Origin of the sequence: Chitinophaga sp. YIM B06452 (assembly GCF_039655965.1) — a bacterium.
Lineage (GTDB): Bacteria > Bacteroidota > Bacteroidia > Chitinophagales > Chitinophagaceae > Chitinophaga.
On the sequence record NZ_JAWLKY010000002.1, the window covers coordinates 39,654 to 62,362 of the forward strand.

General features: G+C 54.4%; 13 protein-coding genes. 3 read left to right on the forward strand and 10 right to left on the reverse strand.

The window, feature by feature from the left end; all coding sequences use genetic code 11:
* Positions 1-17 precede the first annotated feature (17 nt).
* The 6 genes from R3I13_RS09860 to smc all read right to left on the reverse strand — a co-directional run bounded on the left by R3I13_RS09860 (position 18) and on the right by smc (position 10,360).
* Entirely contained in the window at positions 18-713 is a 696-nt protein-coding gene (locus tag R3I13_RS09860; protein WP_346317773.1) for an ABC transporter ATP-binding protein, read from the reverse strand.
* An 11-nt stretch (positions 714-724) separates the two neighbouring features.
* Positions 725-2,161, reverse strand: a complete 1,437-nt coding sequence (locus R3I13_RS09865) for a DUF3526 domain-containing protein (protein WP_346317774.1) — start codon at positions 2,159-2,161, stop codon at positions 725-727.
* Complete coding sequence (locus tag R3I13_RS09870) at positions 2,158-3,591, reverse strand: DUF3526 domain-containing protein (protein ID WP_346317775.1); 1,434 nt, start codon at positions 3,589-3,591, stop codon at positions 2,158-2,160. The genes R3I13_RS09865 and R3I13_RS09870 overlap by 4 nt, the downstream gene beginning before the upstream one ends.
* Before the next feature lie 11 nt (positions 3,592-3,602).
* Positions 3,603-5,960, reverse strand: a complete 2,358-nt coding sequence (locus R3I13_RS09875) for a TonB-dependent receptor (RefSeq protein WP_346317776.1) — start codon at positions 5,958-5,960, stop codon at positions 3,603-3,605.
* Between the two features lie 194 nt (positions 5,961-6,154).
* Positions 6,155-6,424 carry a hypothetical protein gene (locus R3I13_RS09880; RefSeq protein ID WP_346317777.1) on the reverse strand — a complete coding sequence of 90 codons (270 nt, stop codon included), beginning with the start codon at positions 6,422-6,424 and terminating at the stop codon, positions 6,155-6,157.
* A 405-nt stretch (positions 6,425-6,829) separates the two neighbouring features.
* Positions 6,830-10,360: a chromosome segregation protein SMC gene (smc, locus tag R3I13_RS09885; protein WP_346317778.1), complete on the reverse strand. Its 3,531-nt coding sequence runs from the start codon at positions 10,358-10,360 to the stop codon at positions 6,830-6,832.
* A gap of 294 nt (positions 10,361-10,654) precedes the next feature.
* On the opposite strand from smc, the gene R3I13_RS09890 reads away from it, so the two are divergent.
* A complete protein-coding gene (locus R3I13_RS09890; RefSeq protein ID WP_346317779.1) occupies positions 10,655-12,889 on the forward strand; it encodes an FUSC family membrane protein in 2,235 nt (744 codons plus the stop codon).
* Positions 12,890-12,897: 8 nt separating this feature from the next.
* Here R3I13_RS09890 and bshC read toward each other — a convergent pair whose 3' ends face one another.
* Positions 12,898-14,511 carry a bacillithiol biosynthesis cysteine-adding enzyme BshC gene (gene bshC, locus R3I13_RS09895; protein WP_346317780.1) on the reverse strand — a complete coding sequence of 538 codons (1,614 nt, stop codon included), beginning with the start codon at positions 14,509-14,511 and terminating at the stop codon, positions 12,898-12,900.
* A 225-nt stretch (positions 14,512-14,736) separates the two neighbouring features.
* On the opposite strand from bshC, the gene R3I13_RS09900 reads away from it, so the two are divergent.
* Both R3I13_RS09900 and R3I13_RS09905 read left to right on the forward strand, forming a co-directional pair.
* Positions 14,737-17,022, forward strand: a complete 2,286-nt coding sequence (locus R3I13_RS09900) for a glycosyltransferase (protein WP_346317781.1) — start codon at positions 14,737-14,739, stop codon at positions 17,020-17,022.
* A 6-nt stretch (positions 17,023-17,028) separates the two neighbouring features.
* Complete coding sequence (locus tag R3I13_RS09905; RefSeq protein WP_346317782.1) at positions 17,029-18,042, forward strand: glycosyltransferase family 4 protein; 1,014 nt, start codon at positions 17,029-17,031, stop codon at positions 18,040-18,042.
* A 238-nt stretch (positions 18,043-18,280) separates the two neighbouring features.
* Here the strand turns inward: R3I13_RS09905 and R3I13_RS09910 are convergent, their stop codons facing one another.
* Genes R3I13_RS09910 through R3I13_RS09920 form a run of 3 tightly spaced genes read right to left on the reverse strand, consistent with a single transcriptional unit; the run spans position 18,281 to position 22,497 of the window.
* A complete protein-coding gene (locus R3I13_RS09910) occupies positions 18,281-19,744 on the reverse strand; it encodes a glycoside hydrolase family 130 protein (protein WP_346317783.1) in 1,464 nt (487 codons plus the stop codon).
* 44 nt (positions 19,745-19,788) lie between these two features.
* On the reverse strand, positions 19,789-21,066 hold the full coding sequence (locus tag R3I13_RS09915) for a glucose-1-phosphate adenylyltransferase (RefSeq protein ID WP_346317784.1): 1,278 nt from the start codon (positions 21,064-21,066) through the stop codon (positions 19,789-19,791).
* Positions 21,067-21,075: 9 nt separating this feature from the next.
* Positions 21,076-22,497: a glycogen synthase gene (locus R3I13_RS09920; protein WP_346317785.1), complete on the reverse strand. Its 1,422-nt coding sequence runs from the start codon at positions 22,495-22,497 to the stop codon at positions 21,076-21,078.
* Positions 22,498-22,709 lie beyond the last annotated feature (212 nt).

Consider the following 22,709-nt stretch of genomic DNA (forward strand, 5'->3'; position numbering starts at 1 on the left):
ATTTCATGGAAACAGCCTTATATGGTCTCCAGGTATAGCTGCTGCAATTCCCCCGCCGTAATGCCCGCCGTTGCAAGGGTATGCACCAGCACGCCTTTGTTCATGATGCCGATGGTGGTGCCTACGTTGACGGCATTAAAGATGTCATGGGTAGCCATGAGGATCGTTTTCCCTTCGCTGCCCAGCTGCCGGGCGATGTCGGCAAATTCCTGCGTGGAGCGTGGATCCAGCCCGCTGGTGGGCTCATCCATGAAGATCACTTCTGCATTTTTTGCCAGCGCGATGGCAATGCCCACCTTTTGCCGCATCCCCTTTGAATAACCCGAAAGCCGCCGGGCATGCGCATCCGGCTGCAGCCCGGCTTTCTGCAGGAAACCTTTCAGCATATCTGCCGGGTAACGGAACCCGGCCAGCCGGCAGAAAAAATCAAGGTTCTCCACCCCTGTCAGGTTGCCGTATAGCTGCACCACTTCGGGGATGTATGCTATGAATTTCCGGGTATCTGCCGCGCCGGGCTTCACTTCCAGACCGTTCACGAAGGCCTGCCCTGATGTGGCGGCGGTAAACCCGAGGAAAAGGTTGATAGTGGTGGTTTTGCCGGCCCCGTTCTGCCCCAGCAGGCAAAAGATCTCTCCTTTTGCAACCTCCAGGTTAAGATGATCGAGCGCGGTATGCTGCTGGTATTTTTTTGTCAGTTGAATTGCCTGTAACATGTCATAAATTTTTAAGAAGCCTGATCTTTCCCGTTGAACACAAATGAACCCGTGGCAAACAATACACACAGGCCGCAGAACAGCATAAAAGCCTGGTACAGCATGCCGCGCACGGGCAGTTCCGGCGGCTGGTAGCGGAAAACAGGGAACCGTTCAAGATCCGCCGCCTGCAATTGTTTGCCCGGTATATGAAAATCGTAGAGAAAGGTTTTCCAGCTTCGCTGGAACTGGTCCGCCTGCCGGGAGAACTGATCATAAGCAGGCAGCTCGGTGCCCGCGAGCGTATTCAGCCACTGCTGCGCAACGGAAGCGGGGTTCCAGGCAGAAAGGGCGGCCAGTTGCCGGTTGCGATCCTCTATTTCCCGTTCATACGGCGCAATGACCCGCTCCATCCTCCTTTCCAGCAGATCGTAATAACCGGCTACATAACGCGTGCTCAGGTGAAGCGTATCCTTTGCGGGATCGGCGGTGGATGCGTATTGCGGGTTGTACCGGTTGAAGCTGTCTGATAGAATGCGGGCAGGCGTATTCCATATTTCTTCCGACTGGTGGCGGCGGTAAGCCGCGATCTCATCCTTCAGCGGCAGCGAATGCCGTTGCTGGACGATCGTATTGGCCAGGGAGGGTAAAATGACCAGCACCAGCATCCAGCAGGCGGCAAGGTACATGCCTGTGGCCGTGGCGCCCTGCCTGAAGGCTACGATGAAATAAGCGATGCCCAGCCAGAACAGCAGGTACAGCAAAGAGAACAGGCACCACAATAACATCTGCGGCACCCCGGGCGCAGCGCGTTTTTCTGCCAGTACAAAACCCAGCCCGTTTACCACCAGCAGCAATGCAGCGAGCACCAGGAAGCGGAACAGCAGCTTCAGCCGGACGACGCGGGCAACGCTCCCTGCCTGAACCGCCAGCATGGCCAATGTTCCCGCTTCCTTCTCGGATGAATACAGGGAATAACAATATGCCAGCACCAGCAGGGGCAGGAAATAAATGATCACGAAAGCGAGGTCGAAATTACCGGCGAACAGCGTCATCGGGTTGTTGACAGGCATTTCCGTGGCATCGTTGTAGTTCTTAACGTACCGGACCTGTTCATGCCAGGGCCGGATGTCCGTTAACCCCAGCGACAGCGCCGCCAGCGGCTCCGGGTATTTAACAGCATGCTGCGGCAGCCTGAAATTGATCACCGCGGCCATCCCGGCGGTCTTCGCCTCAGCCTTGCCTTTACTGGTCGATGTATCCGTAAACCGTTTCAGTGCGGCCTCAAAGTCTTTGTGATACGCTTCGCGAACGCTGTCTGCCTGCACCCACCTTTTCCCCACCGTGCGGTTGCCCGAATACACAGACAGCAGGCTGACGGCCAGGAACAGGCACAGGCCTGATAAAAGCCATCCCTGCCGGCATAATTGCCGCCATTCGAATATGAAAATTGTTTTCAGCAGTTTCATGGGTATATATTAGTTAGCCGCTTCGCGGAAATATTGACCAGGATATAAACAAGCAGGCACCACGCAGCAAGCGCCAGCCACGACCAGCGGTGCTGCCCGACGGCAAGGCCCGCCGGCTGAGGGTTATAGCGGAAGTCCTTCATTTTCTTGAAAAACTCAGGCCCCGCTTTGTAGCCGTAGGATAAGTATGCAGACCCGCTGTTGGCCAGGTCCATATTCAGTATGCGGATGAATTCATCGCGGTAGGTTTTGGCCTGGCGGTGGAAAGAAAGATGATGATGATAATCCGTGCCCGCAACGCCCATAGATACCTGCTGTACGGCGATGAACGGATCGAAGAAACTGACCCATCCAAGGCTTTCCTGCTGCTGCCGGACGGTGCGCTCCACTTCGCCTGCATAGTGTTCATAGACTTTCGTATTATAATCTTCCCCGTTTTGCATGGCGAGCCCGTCGAAATTAACGGGCAGCTGCTGAACGGAATCCACCTTATACCGCTTTAGCGTGGAATCCAGCAGCTTCCGGTTCCTTTCAATGCTGGTGCCGTCTTCCCCCATCCCTTTGCTGTATCCCTGCGCGATGCGCCTGTTCAGCTCGAACCGCGAAGGCAGCCGGTTGTTTTCGTCTATCATACGCACAGCAGCCCGCGGAACAAGTACCGCCAGCAGGAACCATACGCCGAGGCTGCCAATGAGCGCCGCGTTTGAATGCCGGCTCCATGCGGATACCAGCACGCCGATACCTGAAAAAAGAAAAAAATACACCAGGTAAGCCACGGTAAAAAGTCCATAACGAAGGAGCGCGTCCTGCCCATGGTCCTGCACGATCACGGGGATACCCATCAATAAAAATGCGGGCAGCACTACCAGCAGCACAATGAAATAAATACCCCATATTTTCCCGCGGATCAGCGCGGCGGGTTTCACACCTTGTATCAGCAGCAAACGCAGGGTATTGCTCTCGCGTTCGCGCGTAATGGCGTTAAAGCTGAGCAGCAGCACCAGCAGCGGCACCAGCAGCTGGAATACCATCGCCGCCGACAATTCCCCGAAACGCAGCTGGCTGCCTGCAGTTTCGGCTTCAGAGTGGTTCACTTCGTGCTGAACATGCGCTTCCACCCTGTAAGTTTCGCCCAGGAAGCGGTTCAGCCCATGATCGTAAATGCTGAGGAAGGTATGGGGCTTGAACAGGTAAGTGCCAAAATGCGCCGCCGAATGCGGGTTGGCTTCCTGTTCCTCCCATTCATGCCTGAAAAGCGATGCAGCCCTGCTCTTTTTGCCCGCTGCTTCCCGCTCCTGCTGCATGCCGGTGTATACCGCCACTCCCAGCAGGATCCAGGTGATAAAGGCCAGCAATGTCGCCACCCTGCTCCGGAACGCCGCCACCACCTCTTTGACCGCGATGGTAAGCACCATGTTTTGTTTTTTCATGCCATCGTTTTTTACCTGAATGAACAGCTGAGCGTAACCAGCCAATTGCGCGGCATGCCCGGCGTATAAGCGCTTGAAAAACCACTGGACGCATAACGCTCGTCTGCCAGGTTATTGCCGTTCACCTGGAGGCTGTATTGTTTGTAGCGGTATCCTGCCACGGCGTTAAATATGGTATAGGCGGGCATTTCCAGCACGTTCGCGCCCGGTTTTTTATTGCTGAAGAAACGGTCATCAACATACTGGAAACCGCCGCCGAGGAATAACCCTTTTAATCCTTTGCCCGTAAATGAATATTTGATCCAGCCATTCGCGGAGTTTTCCGGCGCGTTGGCAAACAGCTGCCCGATGTCTTCCGGCTTTTTGCTTTGGGTGATCTTCGTTTTGTTGTAGTTGTAATTCAATGTGAGGAAAAGGCTGTTGAAGAGAGTTCCTTTCACCCCCATTTCCACACCCCTGCTCCGCACTTCGCCGATGGCTTCCTGCCAGTACGGGAAATCGGGCCTGGGAGCGGATTGCAGCACGTTCTTTTTGGTGCTCTGGTAAATGGTAATAAACGGCTGCAAGGCACCTTTGAAAAATTCCCCTTTCGCGCCGAATTCATATTGTTTGGATGTTTCCGGGTCAAACGGCCCGCCGTTTTCCGCATTGTTGCCATACTGTGGTGAAAATCCCTCGTTGTAATCCACATAAAGGGAAACAGTGGGTACAGGCTGGTAAACAATGCCCAGGCGCGGGGAAAAGTTTTCCGTTCTCAACGGCCTTTCATCGTATATCACGGAGCCGTCCGCACGGTTGGCCAGGTAACGCCTGAAATAATTGTTGTACCGCAAACCCGCCAGCAGCTTCACTTGCGAAGTGATCTCCACCTGGTCCTGCACGTAAGCGCCTAAGGTATTATAAGTGAATTTTTCGATGGCGGACTTCCCGTACAACGTCATGCCGGTGGAGTCGAAATGGCCTTCATGCACGGGTTGCAGTACAGACAGGCGGGTGGCTGCATATTGTGTGATCCCGCCGGGATAATTGTTTCGGGCCAGCATCGCATCGCCGCCGGCGGTCACCTGGTGCGTAAGGCTCCAGGTCTTTACCCGGATATTCGTATAGAGGTTAACGGTAGTTTGCGGTGAATGGATCGTTTGCCAGCTGTAAGAGCGGCTCACGGTATGGTCGGTGGTCCTTACAAAACCGGATGCGGTATATTGCCGGCGCTCCGCCCTGGATTCGCTGTAAGCGGCCAGCAGCCCCACTTTCCAGTTGGCGGAAAAGCTGTGCTCCATCACGGATTGCAGCTGGTAATTGTTGCCTTTGTAGCGGCTGTCGTATCCCGGGTTAAAATCATAAGGCACCAGGAAAATGCTGTCCTTATCCCGGCTGTTGTATATCGGCACGCGGGGCTGGTAGTTGTTGCCGGCATCATCGTTCACATAATTCCCGTTTACCTGCCAGCTGGTGCGCGGGCCGATCTCCCACTTCAGCGAACCATAAGCCTGGATGCTCCGCCGGTCGAATTGCCGGGTAAAGCTCCCGCCGTTCTGCCAGCCTGCGCCAGCGAGGAAATACAGGTTCTTCTTTTTATTGATGCTGCCGGTTACGTCCGCCTGCGCCCTTAACAGGTCGAAGGAACCCGCGGAAACGCTGGCATTTACGACAGTGAATTTCTTCGGCTGCTTCGTCACCAGGTTGATATTGCCGCCCAGGCCACCCTGGCCGTAGAGGATGGCCGAGGGGCCATGTATCACCTCCACGCTTTCGATATTGCCCAGCAAAGGTATCTGCCCTTCAGGATAGGGCGAGCCTTTAATGCCGTTGGTGGTAATGCCGCTTGCCTCAGAAGTAAACCCCCGGGAGCTGAAACCGCCGTAATAATTGGCAGACGTGATGCCCGCTACATTCGCGAACGCATCGTTGAGCTGGAAAAACTGCTGGTCGTTCATCGCCGCCCTGTCTACCGACTGGATATTCTGCGGAATATCGCGCAGCGGCGTGCTGGTGCGTGTAACCGTTGCCGTTGGCACAGGTCCCCGGCTGGCCGTTACATTTATTTCCTTCAGGGTAGACGTTGCTTTATCCAGCTCAAGGCGGAGGAATACCGTTTTATGATCTTCCACTTTCACCTGGCTGCTTTTGGCCCTGTAACCAACGCCCCTTGCCAGGAGGGTATAATTGCCGGCGGCAAGACCTGCAAAGGAGAAATTGCCGTTATCGTCCGTTTGTGTGAGCTTATCATGCCCTTCGAGGCTGATCGTGATGCCTGGGAGTACCTGGTGGTCAGGACCGGAAATATTACCGGCAATCCTGCCCTGCTGTGCATATAGGCTGTTTGAAAAAAAACCGAGAACGATTAAAAAGTATAGCCGTTGGATCATCTTGTTGTTGTTAGGAAGAATTTGAATGAGACGTATAAGGGATAGCATGGCCGCGCAGGCGCAGCATCACAGATGCGGATAACATGCGCAGCTGCGTCAGCATTTCGCAAAACGCGTTTGGCGGAAAGCATACGGCGGACTTCGCGGTAATACTTACCGGCAGGGTCTTTCAGGCCCCGGGAAGAATAACGGTGTCAGGTTGTGGCAGGCGGACCCTTATTCGGGCTGGGAAGGTGCATTGTTTCGGACAATGCAGGGTCGGGAGATCGAAGGGAAAGATTCTTTACGGCCGGCAGCGGGGCTGGTTGCCCGCAGGAGTCGTCATAATAAACGGAGTAATGGTGGTCGCATATCTTACAATCGCCTTTCAGTTGTGCGCCAGCCCCGAAGATGGAAACTTCCGCTGAATGCCAGGCCGCAGCCTGCTCTTGCTCCGGGTGCGTATGCCAGTACTGAACAGGCATTGCAATAAATGCATATAAAGCCAGCAGCAAGGCGGCACTCCATTGGCGGTATCTGGTAAAAGCTGTCAACTTATTGCAACGTAGTTGCGAATATAGAAATTAAGCTGTTCTAATCAAAATAAAAAAGATCGTCTTTGCTCCAAAGGCCGTCGTTGCGAAAGAAAGTCGTCATTGCGAGGAGCCGCGTGGGATTTGTGCGGGAGGGCGGCGAAGCAATCTCCTAATATTGGGTATATCAATCCAATGCAGGAGATTGCTTCGCCGCCCCCCCCCGCGTTAGCTCTGCGGCTCCTCGCAATGACGGTCTCTTCGGGCAATGACGGATCTTTCTCGCAATGACAGCCCTTTGCATAAAAAAAAGCCGGCAGGTATACCTGCCGGCTTTGCTGTATGTAGATAATACGTTTAATTCAAACTCCTGAAATCCACCGGCACCAGCTTGCTGACGCCCGGCTCCTGCATGGTCACCCCGTAGATCACATCCACGGCCGCCATCGTTTGTTTGTTGTGGGTCACGATGATGAACTGTGAATTGTCGGAGAACTTGCGGATCATATTGGTGAATTTGCCCACGTTCGCATCGTCCAGCGGCGCGTCCACCTCATCGAGGATACAAAACGGCGCGGGTTTGATCAGGTAAATGGCGAACAGCAGCGCGGTGGCCGTCAGCGTTTTTTCACCGCCAGACAGCTGCGTGATGGCCGCAGGACGCTTACCCTTCGGCTTGGCGATGATCTCAATGCCGGTATCCGCCAGGTTAGACGGGTCGTTCAGGATCATATCGCACTGGTCTTCTTCGGTAAACAGGGCTTTGAACACGCGGATGAAGTTTTCCTTCACCTGGTTGAAAGTGTCCAGGAATTTCTGGTTGGCGGTGGATTCCACTTCCTGGATGGTGGCCAGCAGGGATTCCTTCGCGTTCACCAGGTCGTTCTTCTGCTCAAGGATGAACTCGTACCGCTTTTTCATTTCGGTATAAGCCTCAATGGCCGTGGGGTTGATCTCGCCCATGTTTTCCAGGCGTTTCTTCAGCCTTTCGGCGTTGCTTTGCAGGTCTTCCAGCGCAGCGGTGCCGGTGCGCTCTTCGTCCAGTATCTCGTCCAGGTTCACTTTGAATTCTACGCTGAGCCTTTCTTTCATGGAAGCCAGCTGCAGCTTCAGCTCGTTCACTTTATCCTTGATCTGGTTCAGGTTCTGGTCAAGCATATCCCGCGTTTTCTGCTTGCTGCGCAGGGCGCTTTCCAGTTCCTGGAGATGGTTGCGGAAATTGTAGTATTCCTGGTCTTTTTCATTCAGCCCTTTCTCTTCTTCTTCACGGCGGCGGAACAGTTCCACCAGGCCGTCTTCCGACTGGGTGAGCCGGTCTTCCGCGGCGGCGATGTTGCCGGCCGTGTCTTCGAGCTGGGCTTTATTGCTGATCACCTGCGCGTGCAGGTCGCTGAGTTGCTTGCGTTTGAAATCCAGTTCCTGCTTCAGCCCCTGCACTTTGCTCTGCTGGCGGGTGTGCTGGAGGTTCTGGTTGTTGAACTGGATATTGGCCTGGTTGAATTGCTGCTCGGCTTCCTGCGCGGCGCGGTCGGCCTCCAGGATGCTGTCGTGCAGCTGGTGCACACGGTCGTTGAGGCTGTCCAGCTCATCGCGCACGCTGGAAATACTTTGCTCGTTCGCCGCGAGTAAGGCTTCCATTTCAGCGAGGCGTTTGTTGCCGGTCTCGATGAGGTGGTGGAAGTTCTCGATGCGGTTCTGCAGGCCGAACAGCTGGTTGTTCAGCTGGTTCACCTTTTCGCGGGTGGCGTTGATCTTGTTTTCGTTCAGCTGGCTGTTGTAGCCCAGCACTTCGTCGTGCTTGGCCTGGAGGCGCGCTTTCAGGTCGGCCACGTTGGTTTCCAGCACGCGGATCTCTGCGTCCAGCTTTTCCAGGTTCTTGGCGCGGCCCAGCTTCTTGCCTTCGAACAGTCCTACGGAACCGCCGTTCATGCTGTATTTGCCACGGTGCATGCGGCCGGATTGCTCGGTGATGAGCACGTCCTGCTCGGGCAATTCCGCAAAATTGATGGCGGTCAGGTCTTCGGCGATGAACACTTTACCCAGCAGGTAATTGCCCAGGCCTTTGTACTTCTCGTCTATCTCCACCACATCCAGCGCCGGGATGGTGCCGGGCGGGGTGAACAGGTTGCCTGCCTGGTGGTTGAACTGGTCCAGGATAAAGAAGTTGGCTTTGCCCTTCTTATGCAGGTCCAGCAGGCGGATGGCCGTGATGGCCTCTTCCGCGTTGTTCACCACGTAATAGTTCAGGTACGGTTCGAGGAGGTTCTCTATACAGGTGCGGTAAGCTTCCTTACAGAAAAATATATCGCTGAGGATGGGCGCTTTGTTGTTCCAGTCGCTGTTCTTCTTGAGGAACTTGATGCTCTCGGGATAACCTTCCAGGCTGTCTACCAGCGATTTCAGCAGGTCGTACTCGTTCTTTTTGGAATCGAGGGAACGGTTTTCATCTACCAGTTTGTCGCGCAGGCCTTCGATCTCTCCCTGTGTGGCGAGTATCTTGCCTTTGGTCTCTTCCTGGAACTGCACCATGTCTGCCAGTTCTTCCTTCGTGTTTTCCAGCGTTTCCTGGAGGGTGGCTTTTTCTTCTTCCAGCTGCTGGATCTGCACCTGGCGGTTGGCCTTTTCTTCCTGCAATTGCTGGATGCCGCGCTGGAGGTTCTGCACGGAGGTATCGGCTACGGCCACTTTTTTTTCTGCTTCGAACTGCTGGCGCTGCCATTGCTGCTGGTCTTTGCGGAAATTTTCGAGGGCCTGTTTCTTATCGGCGAAGTGATGTTTTTTCTCATCCACCATTTCGTGGAGGGTTTCCAGTTCGTCCTGCATGGAATCGAACACCTCCTGCTCGTCTGCGACCTGCGTTTCGGTGAAGGCGATGGATTCGGTGAGGCCGGCCACGGTGCCTTCGGCGCTGCCCAGGAAGTCCGTCAGGCTTTTTTCCCGTTCGCGCAGGTACGTGAGCTGCTGGGTGGCGAGGTTCTTATCGTTTTCCTTGGTGCGGATGGTGGAAACGAGCTCGTTGAAGGAACGTTGCATTACCTGCAGCTCGCGCTCTTTGGCCACGAAGTGCAGCTTATCCTGCTCCACGGCCGCTTCGTCTGTGCTGATCTCCGCTTCCAGGGCCATTTTGCGGTCAGTTTCCTGCTGCTGCTGCTCGGTAAGGTCGCGGAAGGTGATGTTAAACCCTTCCAGCGCGGCTTTGGCGAGCTCGATGCTGGCTTCTTTGTATTCCTTTTTGATCTCGTAATAACGCTCGGCCTTTTTCGCCTGGCTTTCCAGGGTCTTGAGGTTGTTATTGATCTCGAAAAGAAGGTCCTCGATGCGGTTCAGGTCGCCTTCGGTAGCGTCCAGCTTCGATTTGGCTTCTTTTTTCCGCGTTTTATAGATGGAAATGCCCGCAGCCTGTTCCAGCATACGGCGGCGGGAGTTCTCTTTGTCTTTGATGATATCGTCTACCATCCCCAGCTCGATGATGGCGTAGGAATCCGTGCTTACGCCGGTATCCAGGAAGAGGTTGTGGATATCCTTGAGGCGACAGGCTACGTCGTTCAGCCGGTATTCGCTGTCGCCGTTCTTGTAGAATTTCCGTGTAATCGTAACCGTGGTGAACTCGGTGGGAAGTACATTCTTGGTATTCTCGAAGGTAAGGCTCACTTCGGCCATGCCGCTGGCGGAACGGGTACGGGAACCGTTGAACACAAGCCCAGCCTGGTTCTCAGAACGCAGGTTGCTGATCTTGTGCTCGCCTATCACCCAGCGGATAGAATCGATGATATTGCTTTTTCCACAGCCATTGGGGCCAATTACGCCTGTCACCCCTTCATCGAAGTGCAGCACGGTCTTGTCCGCAAAACTTTTAAAACCTTTGATCTCTAGTGTTTTTAAACGCACATTTCTCGGATTACGAATGAATGATTTGGCCGCCAAAGATAGTCGAATTCTGCTGATTCCCGCATCCGGAATGGGCGGTGAATGGGGCCAGCGGTTTTCACGATATGGCAACTACCGGTAATTTAGTTCCCTGCTCAGAAATAACAGACATTATTTATACACACCTGGGGATAATTTATACACCATAATTATCAACAGCATATAGTATCTTACTGAAAATGAGAGGAATGTGAATGATATATGCATTAAACCCGCCTCTTATAAATACAGCCTGATATTTGTAATTTTGCCGCAATGCAAGAACGTTGGACCAAAGAAGCGAAAGCCTTTATTTTCAGTTATCATTTCAGCAACGGGCTTCGCACCACGCTGAGTGTTGTTGTCCCCTCCGTTATTTTCGCCGCCATCGGCCACCTGGAAACCGGGATCTCCATTTCGCTGGGCGCCCTCTGCACTGCGCTGGCAGACGTGCCGGGCACCATCATCCATAAGCGGAACGGCCTGATCATCAGTACCATTTTGATTTTCATCACCGCCCTGGGCACCGGCCTGCTGCTGCATCTCTGGCCTGCGCTTACCGTCTGGGTGGGCATTTGCAGCTTTTTATACAGCATGCTGCTCATTTACGGCAACCGCGGGGCGAACATCGGCCTGGGCTGCCTGCTCGTAATGGTCAGCGTGATGGCGGAATCCTATACCTGGCGCGAGGCCATCCCCGTCAGTTTCCTCATCCTCAGTGGCAGTATCTGGTATGCCCTGCTGGCGCTATTGCTCTGGCAGGTGAGACCGTACCTTACCGTGCAGCAGACGCTGGGCGACTGTATCCAGCAAACCGCCAAATACCTGCGCCTGCGCGCCAACTTTTACCGGCCCGAGCAGGACATTACCGATACCTACCGGGAAGTGCTGGCCCAGCAGGTGATCGTCAACGAAAAACAGGAAGCCGTGCGCGAACTGCTGCTCAAAATGCGCTCCGCCCAGCAAGGCACCACCAGCATCAGCAAAAGCATGGTGCTTATTTTCCTGGACCTGGTAGACATGCACGAGCAGATCATGGCCTCGCAGATCGACTATACCAGCCTGCAGAAACGTTTTGCCGGCACACCCGTGATCACGGAACTCCATCATACCATTCTGCGGTTCGCCGAAGAGCTGGACAATATCGGCATTGCCGTGAGCGCCGGCCAGCGCTCCCTGCCTATCGTGAACCTGAAGCTGGAACTGGAAAAAAGCAAACGCGCCTTCAAAACCTACCAGGCTGCGCTGCCTACGCTGAAGGAACGCGCCGACCTTATTCATTTCGAAAGCATTTTCGACAACCTGCAGCATATTGCCCAGCGTGTGTACAACATGCACCGCCTCACCCGGCTGGAACGCGTGAAGGACGCGAGTTTTGATCACCAGCTGGAGCTAAGTAAATTCACCACCCGCCAGCAATACGACCTCACCACGTTCATGAACAACCTCACGTTCGACTCCCACATCTTCCGCCACGGCGTCCGCACCGCATTGGCCATGATGGCGGGTTTCCTGCTGGGGCAGGCCTTGCACCTGAGCCGTACCTACTGGATACTGCTGACCATCGTCGTGATCATGAAACCCGGCTTCAGCCTTACCAAGATGCGGAGCTACCAGCGCATCGTGGGCACGCTCATCGGGGCCTTCTTTGCCGCGGGCATCCTGTGGCTTACAAAAGACAATACGGTGATCTTCATCATCATGCTCATCTGCATCCTGGGCGCTTACAGCTTCCAGACGTACCATTACATCACCAGCGTGGTGTTCATGACGCCGTTCATCGTGTTCCTGCTGCATTTCCTGCACCCGGCGGATTTCCAGAACGTAACGCAGCGGGTACTGGATACCGTGATCGGCGGGGGCATCGCCTTTGCATTCAACTACATCTTCTGGCCCAGCTGGGAGTTCCGTTTCCTGCCGGATTACATGGTGAAGACCATCTCTTCCAACAAACAATACCTCACGCAGGTGATGAACCTGTATACAGACAGGCCTTTCAGCCTCATTGCCTATAAGCTCGCGCGGAAGGACGTGCATGTAACCACGGCCAACCTCACCGCGGCCTTCCAGCGCATGCTCAGCGAGCCCAGGAGCAAGCAGAAACACGGTTCCGAGCTGTATCACTTCGTGGTGCTGAGCCATTCGCTCGGCTCACATATCGCGCAGCTGAGCGCCTATGCCCTGCAGCACCGGCTGAAATACAAGCGGCCGGAGTATAAGGACATCCTGTTGTTCCTGCTTACCATTATGGACCAGATAGAGCAATACGTGAATGTAGGCGCCCGGATGCCCGACCCCGAAACGCCCGCGGCGTTCCACAGCCTGGAAGACAGGCTGGAGCACCTGCTGAAACTGCGCCAGGAGCAGATCAACCAGGGGCAGGGCCATACGCAGGAAAGAGAGGAAATGCTGGAAATAAAACACGTGCGCGACCAGTTCCAGGCACTGTTCACCGTTCTCAAAGACATGAAAAAGGCGGCCGTGCATGGCGCGGAGATCATCAACAGCTAAGCCGCAGCCTACAGCTCTGAAATGATCATCAGCTGGTCCGTTACCGGGTTGATGGCCCTTAAGATATCATCGAAGTAAGAAGGCCCGTACTGGGCGAAATAGGGAATGAAGTTTTCCTTGCGCTCCTGCAGCGAATTGGCGGGAAACAGGCGGTCTTTGATATGCCTGATCTGGTCCGTCTGCCACTGGAATTTTTTCTTCTCCGCCCGCAGGAACTTGTGCTCCAGCTTGCCGATGGATTTGATGGCGCGGGTGCGCTCCGCGTTCACAGCATCTGCCAGGGTAACGTCTATGGCGCGTGCTTTTTCTTCCAGCTCGTTGTAGAGCTTTTCCACCGCCGCATATTCTTCCCGCAGCACAAGGGCGGCGTTGGTATGCTCATGCACAAAGCGGTTCACCAGCAGCTGCGTATCTTCGAAAAGCGCTTCCGGCGCGATCCCCAGCTTTTTGAGACGGTTGTTCTCCTCCCTCCTGATCCACAGGAAAGAATTGCGCAGCAGCACTACCGGGTAAGGCACTTTGTGATGTTTGAAAAGGTCTCTCAGCTCCAGCCAGTACGCCACTTCTCCCCCGCCGCCGATAAATGCGATATTGGGCAGGATCGTTTCCTGGAGGATGCCGCGGAGGATCACATTGGGGCTGAAACGCTCCGGGTGGGCATGCAGCTCGGCCCGCAATTCGTCCCAGGTGAAAGACAACGAAGTGTGTAATATCTTCCACACATCTCCCTCTTTTACAATGCGTTCGCGGATATTATCCTTTAAATAAAAAAGATTTATTTCCCGTGGCGTTGCCTGCACTTTATAATGTTCCGCCAACTTTTCAATGGTTTTGCCGACGATAGCCTCGGAACTTTGCTCGCGCAGCTCTTCTTCCATTATGGGGATCAGCTGTTGTTTGAAGGCCGGGTTGTCCGGAATGAGCACTACCACGCCATAACAGCCGAAAAGCTCATTCACCAGGTACAGGGTGGCCTCCTGCATGGTTGCATGCTCCAGGTAAGCCTTGCGCAGGATCTCCAGCAGCAGCGGCGCATGCGGCATATAGCCCGTTACGCCTTCAATTTCTTCGATCAGCTTTTCCAGGCCCGCCGTGGTCATGCGGCCCACAGCGCCCGTCTGGTCCGTTTCCCAGGTCAGTTTGCGGCCTTCCAGGTTGATGGAGCCCAGCTCTTCCAGGTCTGCATCCTCGCTGCCCATGTAATACACCGGCACAAAATGGTTCTTCGGGTATTTGCGCTGCAGCTCCTGTGCTAGTTTGACAGTTTGCAGTATTTTGTACACGAAGTACAGGTACCCTGTGAAAATATTCGGCTGATGCGCGGTACAGATCGTGAACGTGTTAGTGGCCTGCAACAGCCCTATATTGGCACGCACTTCCTCCCGCAGCTCTATGTGACGGTATTGCGCGTACAGGGCTTCTGCCAATATGTCCCTCCGCAACGGCTGCGCGGCTTTTAACAACATTGCTTTATGGAAGTCCGGATTAATAGGGCTATATTCGTAGAAATTGCTCAATGGCGCGCGCCCTGCAAGAAAATCCGCTATCAGCGGGCTGCAGTAACCGGTGGCGGCAAAAGGCAAAGTATGATAATTCACTGCTGGCAATATCTGTTGAGTCACCTGTTCTTATTTTGAGGACACGAAGATAACTCGAAACTACAATTATTCCCTCCTGCTGATATTACCATTTATCACAATTCATAGGGCTGACCGCCCATGCCTGTCACATCATTTCCACAATTTTCAACGGCACCAGATTTGCAAATGATTAATGTCCTCCGGATGTTCATATCCTTCACCCTATACCCACCCTGGAATACCAGATAAACAGAAAAATTACATCTTATGAAGATTGCGTATATAGCCTCGTATTTTCCCCGGGAGTGTGGAATTGCTACGTTTACCGAGCATTTGATAAAGGCAGTTTGCCGAGATACGGACGATGTGCCCGAAGTATCCGTCATTGCCATGAACGACGAAGGGCAGGTCTACGATTACCCGCCCGAAGTGACCTTTACCATCAGGCAGAACCATATGGAAGATTACCTGGACGCCGCCGCGCATGTGAACAGCAGCGATGTGGACCTGGTAGTGGTGCAGCATGAGTTCGGCATATTCGGCGGGGAAAGCGGCGCATACCTTCTTCCTTTCCTCCACCAGATCAAAGTGCCTTACATCGTTACGTTCCATACCGTGCTGAAAGAGCCGTCCTTCATGCAGAAGAGCGTGGTAAGGGAAATTGCGCGCCATGCATCGCGGGTGATCGTGATGAGCAGGCTGGCCATTTCTTTCCTTGAAGATATTTATGAAGTGCCCGCGGATAAAATGATGCTGATCCCCCACGGCGTGCCCGATTTCGAAAAACTGTCTATCCGCTCCGACATATTGCCCGAAGTGCTCCGCCACCGCAGGGTGATATTCACTTTCGGCCTGCTGAGCAGGAACAAGGGCATTGAAACAGTTATCAGGGCATTGCCTTCCGTGATCAGCGAGCACCCGGACATCTTGTATGTAGTGGCCGGGAAAACGCATCCCGCCGTGCTGCGGCATGCGGGCGAAGAATACCGGGAAAGCCTTCATGCATTGGTATCACAGCTGAAGCTGGAAGATCATGTGCTGTTCGTGGATAAGTTCCTGACGGAAGACGACCTGTTTGCCTATCTCACCCACAGCGACATTTACGTTACCCCATATCTTAGTGAAACCCAGATCACCAGCGGCACACTCACTTATGCACTGGGTGCAGGTGCCGCTGTTCTTTCCACGCCATACTGGTATGCGAAAGAATTGCTGGAAGACGGCCGCGGCCAGCTGTTTGGTTTTTCGCAGCACGAAGAACTAGGCCAGCTCATCCGCAACCTGCTGGACGATCCTGAAGCGCTGGAGGCACTGCGTTCCCGCGCCAGCGAATATGGCCGCGAGCTGCAATGGAGCAGGATGGGCGCGCGTTACCGCCAGCTGGCCCGTAAGATACTGAGCACGCCGAGGCCCGCGGCCGTCAACAACCGCCCCCTCCCGGACGCATCATACCTGCCGCCGCTAAACCTCACGCATATACGGCGTTTGACGGACGACACCGGCATCGTCCAGCACGCCAAATACGGCATCCCCAACCTGAAGGAAGGTTATTGCCTGGACGATAACGCCCGCGCGCTGATGATGATGCTCATGGTGCAGCCGCACCGCAAAAGCAAGGACAACCCGGACCTGCTGCCGATCTACCTCAGCTTCATCCACTACATGCAAACGCCGGACGGCAATTTCAGGAACTTCCTCAGTTTCAGCCGCCAGTACCTGGATGAAGTAGGTTCCGAAGATTCATTCGGCCGCACCGTATGGGCTTTGGGTTACCTCGTGCGTTGCGCGCCCAACAACTCCTACCGCGAGTTCGCCACCGAGCTGTTCCATAAATCGACGCAGCACTTCGCCGCCCTGGAATACCTCCGCGGGCGCGCCAACGCGGCTATCGGCGTGTGCCATTACCTGCACTACCACCCGTCTGACGAAGGGATGTTTGCCGTACTGGACAACCTGGTACAACCGCTGGTAACGGCCTGGGAAACTAACTGCACGGATGAATGGCGATGGTTTGAAAAGAGCATGACCTACGATAACGGCATATTGCCGCTGGCGCTGTTCCATGTTGCCGGGCTCACCGGTAATGAAAAGATACAGGCCATTGCGCTGGAAAGCCTTTCCTTCCTGGAAAACCTCACCATGCACCGCGGCTACTTTGCGCCGGTGGGCAACGAAGGCTGGCATTGCGAAGGCGGCAGCTGCCCGCTGTTCGACCAGCAGGCCATCGAGACCATGGCAATGGTATTGCTTTACCAGCAGGCGTATGCCGTTACCGGCAACCGTGCTTACCTGCAAAAGATGTTCACCTGCTACAACTGGTTCCTCGGCGAAAACGCGCTGCGCATACCGCTGTACGACCATGAAACACATGGCTGTTGCGACGGGCTTTCGCCTGCCGGTGTAAACCGCAACCAGGGCGCAGAAAGCACGCTGGCCTATTTCATTTCGCACCTGGCCGTGCTGAAGAGCCTCGAAATGATACCCAGGCAGGAAAAAAATATCAAGACCACCATCATCACGACCAGTACCGGGATGGTTAGTAAAATCAGCTGAACGTAGATGAAGATCGCCGTACTCTCCCCCGTTGCATGGCGCACGCCGCCTGTGCATTACGGCCCGTGGGAACAAATGGCCTCCAATATCGCGGAAGGGCTGGTGGCAAAGGGTTGGGACGTTACGCTCTTTGCCACCGGCAATTCGCAGACAGCAGGCAAGCTCGAATCCATCTGTGAAAAAGGCTACGAGGAAGACCGCAGCCAGGACGCCAAAGTGCTGGAATGCCTGCACATCAGCCACCTGATGGAACAGGCAGGCCAATTCGATATCATCCACAATCACTTCGACTTCCTGCCGCTCACCTGGTCCAGGCTGATCCCCACGCCGATGGTGACCACTATCCATGGCTTCTCCTCCCCACGCATCATCCCCGTGTATAAAAAATACAACGACATCGGGCATTACGTGTCTATCAGCCACTCCGACCGCAGTCCGCAGCTGCGTTATGCAGCCACCGTGTACAACGGCGTCGGGCCTGCGGGTTTTGATTACGTGGACACGCCGGAAGATTATCTCCTGTTCTTCGGCCGCATCCACCCCGACAAAGGCGCCCGCGACGCGATAGACATTGCAAAGCAAACCGGCCACCGGCTGGTGATGGCGGGCATCGTGCAGGATGAAGCGTATTACCGGGAAAAGGTGGAGCCGCTGATAGATGGCGGGCAGGTACAGTTTGTGGGACAAGCCGGGCCGGAGCAGCGCAACCGGCTGCTGGGTCATGCAAAGGCTTTATTGCATCCCATTCATTTTGATGAGCCCTTCGGGCTGAGCGTTGCGGAAGCTATGATGTGCGGCACACCAGTGATCGCTTTCAACAGGGGCTCCATGCCGGAGCTGATCAACCATGAAAAGACGGGCTTTCTCGCAAAGAACACCAGCGAAGCCGCAGCGTTCGTCGGGCAGTTGCATACCATACAGCGGGAAACATGCCGTGAGTGGGCCGTTTCACGGTTCAGCATGCAGAAGATGGTGGATGATTATGTGAAGGTGTATGAGAATGTGCCGTTGCGACGTTGACATTCAATACTGGTGATTACCAGGAAGAGCCGGTCACCGCTAGTATGAGCCCATCATTACATAGAAGAGCCCGTCATTGCGAGGAGCTGCAAGGAATTCGGTGCGGCGGGAAACGCGACGAAGCAATCTCCTAACATGATGTATATTAATCCAATGCAGGAAATTGCTTCGTCGCCCCTCCCGCGTTGGCTCTGCTGCTTCTCGCAATGACGGGTATTTCACGCGCAATGACGTTTTTTCACCCTTCGCGTACCTTTTCCAATAAATCTTCTAAGTGAACAGTAGCGAATGAAGAGGCATAGTCTGACAAACCATAGGGAATGATCAGCTCGTTATTATGTATCAGCGAGCCGCAGCTGTAGAGCACATTCGGCACATATCCTTCCCTTTCATCCTTATTAGGCACTACCAGCGGTTCTTTCAGCCGGCCGATCTCGATCTTCGGGTTCTCCAGGTCCAGCAGCGTGGCGCCCAGGCAATACGTGCGCATCGGGCCTACGCCGTGCGTGATCACCAGCCAGCCTTCCGGCGTTTCTATCGGCGAGCCGCAGTTGCCGATCTGCACGAACTCCCAGGGATATTTAGGCGTTTGCAGTATCTCGGGGTTTTCCCAGATATTGATCTTATCCGAGTACATGATGTAATTGTTGATCCCGTCGATGCGGCTCATCATCGCATATTTGCCATTGATCTTCCGCGGGAACAGCGCGAGGTTCTTGTTCTGCGCGCCTTCGCCGTACAGCGGCATGATCTTGAAATGATAGAAATCGCGGGTGGCCAGCAGCTTCGGCTGGATGGTCACCCCATCGAACGCGGTGTAGGTAGCGTAGTAGGTAACGCCGCTGGTATCGCCGGTGTATTTCACGAAACGCGCGTCTTCGATCCCGCGGCTTTCTGCTTCGGAATAAGGGAATATCACGCGGTCGGAAATATCGGTATCGAGTGAAAAATTGATCTCGTAATAAGAATCCGCCAGCCAGAGAAGCCTTTCCAGGTTGCGTTTCAGCAGGTGATCCACCTGGTAGCGCTGCTGCATATCGCGGATAAGCCTTTTGAGCGCCACGTATTCGAAGGTATCCGGCAGGGCATTGCTGATATCGCGGATCACGGAATCGGGCAGCTTGATGGATACTGCGTTCTGGAAAAAAACATTCTTATGGTAAACGGTGTTGCGGATGATATCCGGCTCGTCTACATAATTACCGGCCGGCACAATGGTGATTTCGTTGAAGCGGTTGATGATGGCCTGGCGGAACACGATGGAGCTTACATGCCCTTCGCCCACGGCCCTGAAGCTGAGCACCACGCGTTTCTCTCCTTCTTCCAGCCCGCTCTGGTCCACATCTTCCACGATGGAAGGATTGAAGAACGCGGCCGATTCGATGGAGAATTCATTAGTGAAAAATGAGCCGATCAGCAGCTTACGCCGCTGGCTCAGCTCATCATATTCAATTTTTAATGCGGTGAATAAATTCTTCAGCTTCTCTGCATGCCTTTCAAAAATGCGGGTAATATTGCGGTGACGCCGGGAAAAATTACGCAGCAGCGGGGTCAGTTCCTTTTCTACATCTTCTTCCGACATTTCCATCACTTTCAGGATGATGCCTTTCGCGCGCGCGTCGCCGTTGAAAAAGAACCTTGCTACCACCCGTTTGAGATCCGGGGTGATCTTAGTCATTTGCCGCTCGATAGGAATTCTCATATACCAAGGATTTTAGACGATGATCATGCAGATGATCCCTCCGGTCATTCCAGGCACTGGAAGCCATCGGGCAGTACCGCACCTTTCTTCACAACAACAATGCCATCCTTCACGGTATACTTTTCAAAATCCCCGTCTTCCAGGTGCCTGCCCCCGTTAATACGTACGTCATTCCCGATGCAGGCGTTTTTATCGATGATCGCATTGTTGATATAACAGCGGTCGCCAATGCCGATGGGCGGCCGGCCTTTGCTGCGTGCGTTGTTGATTTCATCCAGCGTTTGGTAGATATCGTTCCCCATCAGGTAACTGTTGCTGATGGTAGTGCCTTTGCCGATGCGCGTGCGGATGCCCACCACGCAGCGTTCCAGGCGGCTGGCGTTGATGATGCAGCCGTCCGCTATCACGGTCTTCTCCAGCGTGGTGCCGGAGATCTTCGCGGGCGGCAGCATGCGGGCGCGGGAGAAGATGGTCTTTGTATCGTCGAAAAGATTGAACTGCGGGATGTCGTCTGTAAGGCCAAGGTTGGCTTCAAAGAAGGAAGATATATTCCCGATGTCCGTCCAGTAGCCTTCGTACTGGAAGCTGAGCACTTTATGTTTGTCGATATTGTTGGGGATGATCTCCTTGCCAAAATCCGTCGCTTCAGGGCTGTTGGTCAGCAGGTCAAACAAAAGCTGTTTGTTGAAGATATAGATACCCATGGAAGCGAGGTAAATACGCCCTTCCCGCTGCATTTCAGGGCTCACCTCCGAGCTCCAGTCCGGCAGCAGCTCCTTCTTTGGCTTCTCGATGAAAGCGGAAATAAAGCTCTCCTCGTTCGTTTTAAGGATACCGAATTCCGTGGCCTCGCGCGCGTGTACGGGAATGGTGGCAATGGAAATATCCGCCCCCTTGTCGATATGATGTTTGATCATCTCCCGGAAATCCATCTGGTACAGCTGATCACCGGAAAGGATGAGCGCGTACTCGAACTCGAAGTTCTCCAGGTGCCGCAGCGTTTGCCGCACGGCGTCAGCCGTTCCCTGGAACCAGGTGGGATTGTCGGGCGTTTGCTCTGCCGCCAGGATATCCACGAACGCCTTGCTGAAATGGCTGAAGTGATAAGTGTTCTTGATATGTTTGTTCAGCGAGGCGGAGTTGAACTGCGTAAGCACGAAAATGCGGTGCAGGTCTGCGTTGAGGCAGTTTGAAATGGGGATATCTACCAGGCGGTATTTGCCTGCTACGGGCACAGCAGGCTTGGAGCGGCTGCGGGTCAGGGGATAGAGCCTCGTTCCGGCTCCGCCGCCAAGAATAATGGAGATCACTGCATTAGACATAACGTAAAACTATTTTAGGCTGGTGTATAGATCGATGTATTGTTGTGCTGCTTTATCCCAGGAATGGTCCTGCTGCATGGCGGCCTTCCTGATCTTTGAAAATTTTGTTTTCGTGGCGGACAGTTCCAACGCACGGCCGATAGCGTGCAGCACGTCGCCCGCTGATGCATGGAAAAACCGTATGCCGGTGCCGCCCTCGTCCCCGAAATCGGTCACTGTGTCTATCAGTCCGCCCGTGGTGCGCACGATGGGAATAGTGCCGTACCGCATGGCGTACATCTGGTTCAGGCCGCATGGCTCCACGCGTGATGGCATGAGCAGGTAGTCTGCACCGGCGTATAGCTGGTGACTGAGCGTTTCGTTATAACCGATATACACGTTGAAGTGTTCATTGGCGGATGCACGCGTTTGCTGCAGCATCCATTCGATGTGCGCATCGCCGCTGCCCAGCACCAGGAAATTAAGCTGTCCGGGATGGTCTGCCAGCGCCCGCCCGATGATCTCCGGCAGCAGGTCCGCCCCTTTGTCGCCCACCAGCCGGCCGATGAATACGAACAGCGGAAGCTCAGGGCTCAACCCGAAGGCTTCGCAAAGCGCCTGCTTGTTGGCCAGCTTGCCTTTAGCGACGTCTTTCTGGCTGTAACGGGCAGGGATCATCGCATCTTTGGCGGGGTTCCACACCTTGTCGTCTATACCGTTGAGAATGCCGCCTGCCTTCATACGTTCCGTGCTCAGCAGGGCTTCCAGGCCGTTGGCGTTGCTGAAGAGTTCTTCCATGTAGCTGGGAGACACGGTATTGAAACGCCAGCAGCACTTAATGGCCGCGGCCAGCGGGTTGATGGCGCCGTTCCAGTCCAGCATGCCGCTCTTCCACAGGTCGAACGAGGGGATGAGGTATAACTTGTTCCACCCGAACTGGCCCTGGTATTGAGCGTTGTGGATGGTGACCACCGTAGCAGTATCTTTCAGGCGTTTGTATTTGTAGCCGTATTGAACGAGGAAAGGGATCAGGCCGGTGTGATGGTCGTGGCAGTGGATCACATCCGGCAGGTGCTGCCATTCGTTGAGCCAGTCCAGCACCGCCACCTGGAAGGCCAGGAAACGTTCGGTATCGTTGAAATAGCCGTAAACGCCGGCGGTGTCCAGCAGGCCGGGGATATCCACCTGGTAAAGGTCGAACCCAAGCGTGTTGGCGCTTTCTTTCCAGACATTAAAGTGGTACCAGTCGTGGCCAAGCCACAACCCGCCCTGGTGCACCAGCTCAAATTGGTGCTGGCCGTTTTCCCTGAAAGGCGTGCGGTAAGCGGGCATTACCACTTTGGCAATGGCCCCCGCCTGGTACTGGTATTTGGGCAAAGCCCCTACCACATCTCCAAGGCCGCCTACTTTGGCGGCCGGGTAACATTCCGCGCTGACGTGTAATATTTCCATACTGCATATAATTTAAACCGATAAAGCCAGAATTCAAAGGATCAGCAGTAAAATTTACCAAAAAGCCGTTATTGCGAAGAAGAGCCCGTCATTGCGAGAAGCTGAGCGCGGATTTGTGCGGGAGCCGCGACGAAGCAATCTCTTCAATGGCCTGGAATACGCCAATCCAATATGGGAGATTGCTTCGTCGCCCCACCCCGCTTTGGCTCTGC

Coding starts and splice junctions, on each gene's coding strand:
- R3I13_RS09860 (WP_346317773.1), bottom strand. CDS start 713: ATGTTACAGGCAATTCAACTGACAAAAAAATACCAGCAGCATACCGCG.
- R3I13_RS09865 (WP_346317774.1), bottom strand. CDS start 2,161: ATGAAACTGCTGAAAACAATTTTCATATTCGAATGGCGGCAATTATGC.
- R3I13_RS09870 (WP_346317775.1), bottom strand. CDS start 3,591: ATGAAAAAACAAAACATGGTGCTTACCATCGCGGTCAAAGAGGTGGTG.
- R3I13_RS09875 (WP_346317776.1), bottom strand. CDS start 5,960: ATGATCCAACGGCTATACTTTTTAATCGTTCTCGGTTTTTTTTCAAAC.
- R3I13_RS09880 (WP_346317777.1), bottom strand. CDS start 6,424: ATGCCTGTTCAGTACTGGCATACGCACCCGGAGCAAGAGCAGGCTGCG.
- R3I13_RS09890 (WP_346317779.1), top strand. CDS start 10,655: ATGCAAGAACGTTGGACCAAAGAAGCGAAAGCCTTTATTTTCAGTTAT.
- R3I13_RS09900 (WP_346317781.1), top strand. CDS start 14,737: ATGAAGATTGCGTATATAGCCTCGTATTTTCCCCGGGAGTGTGGAATT.
- R3I13_RS09905 (WP_346317782.1), top strand. CDS start 17,029: ATGAAGATCGCCGTACTCTCCCCCGTTGCATGGCGCACGCCGCCTGTG.
- R3I13_RS09910 (WP_346317783.1), bottom strand. CDS start 19,744: ATGAGAATTCCTATCGAGCGGCAAATGACTAAGATCACCCCGGATCTC.
- R3I13_RS09915 (WP_346317784.1), bottom strand. CDS start 21,066: ATGTCTAATGCAGTGATCTCCATTATTCTTGGCGGCGGAGCCGGAACG.
- R3I13_RS09920 (WP_346317785.1), bottom strand. CDS start 22,497: ATGGAAATATTACACGTCAGCGCGGAATGTTACCCGGCCGCCAAAGTA.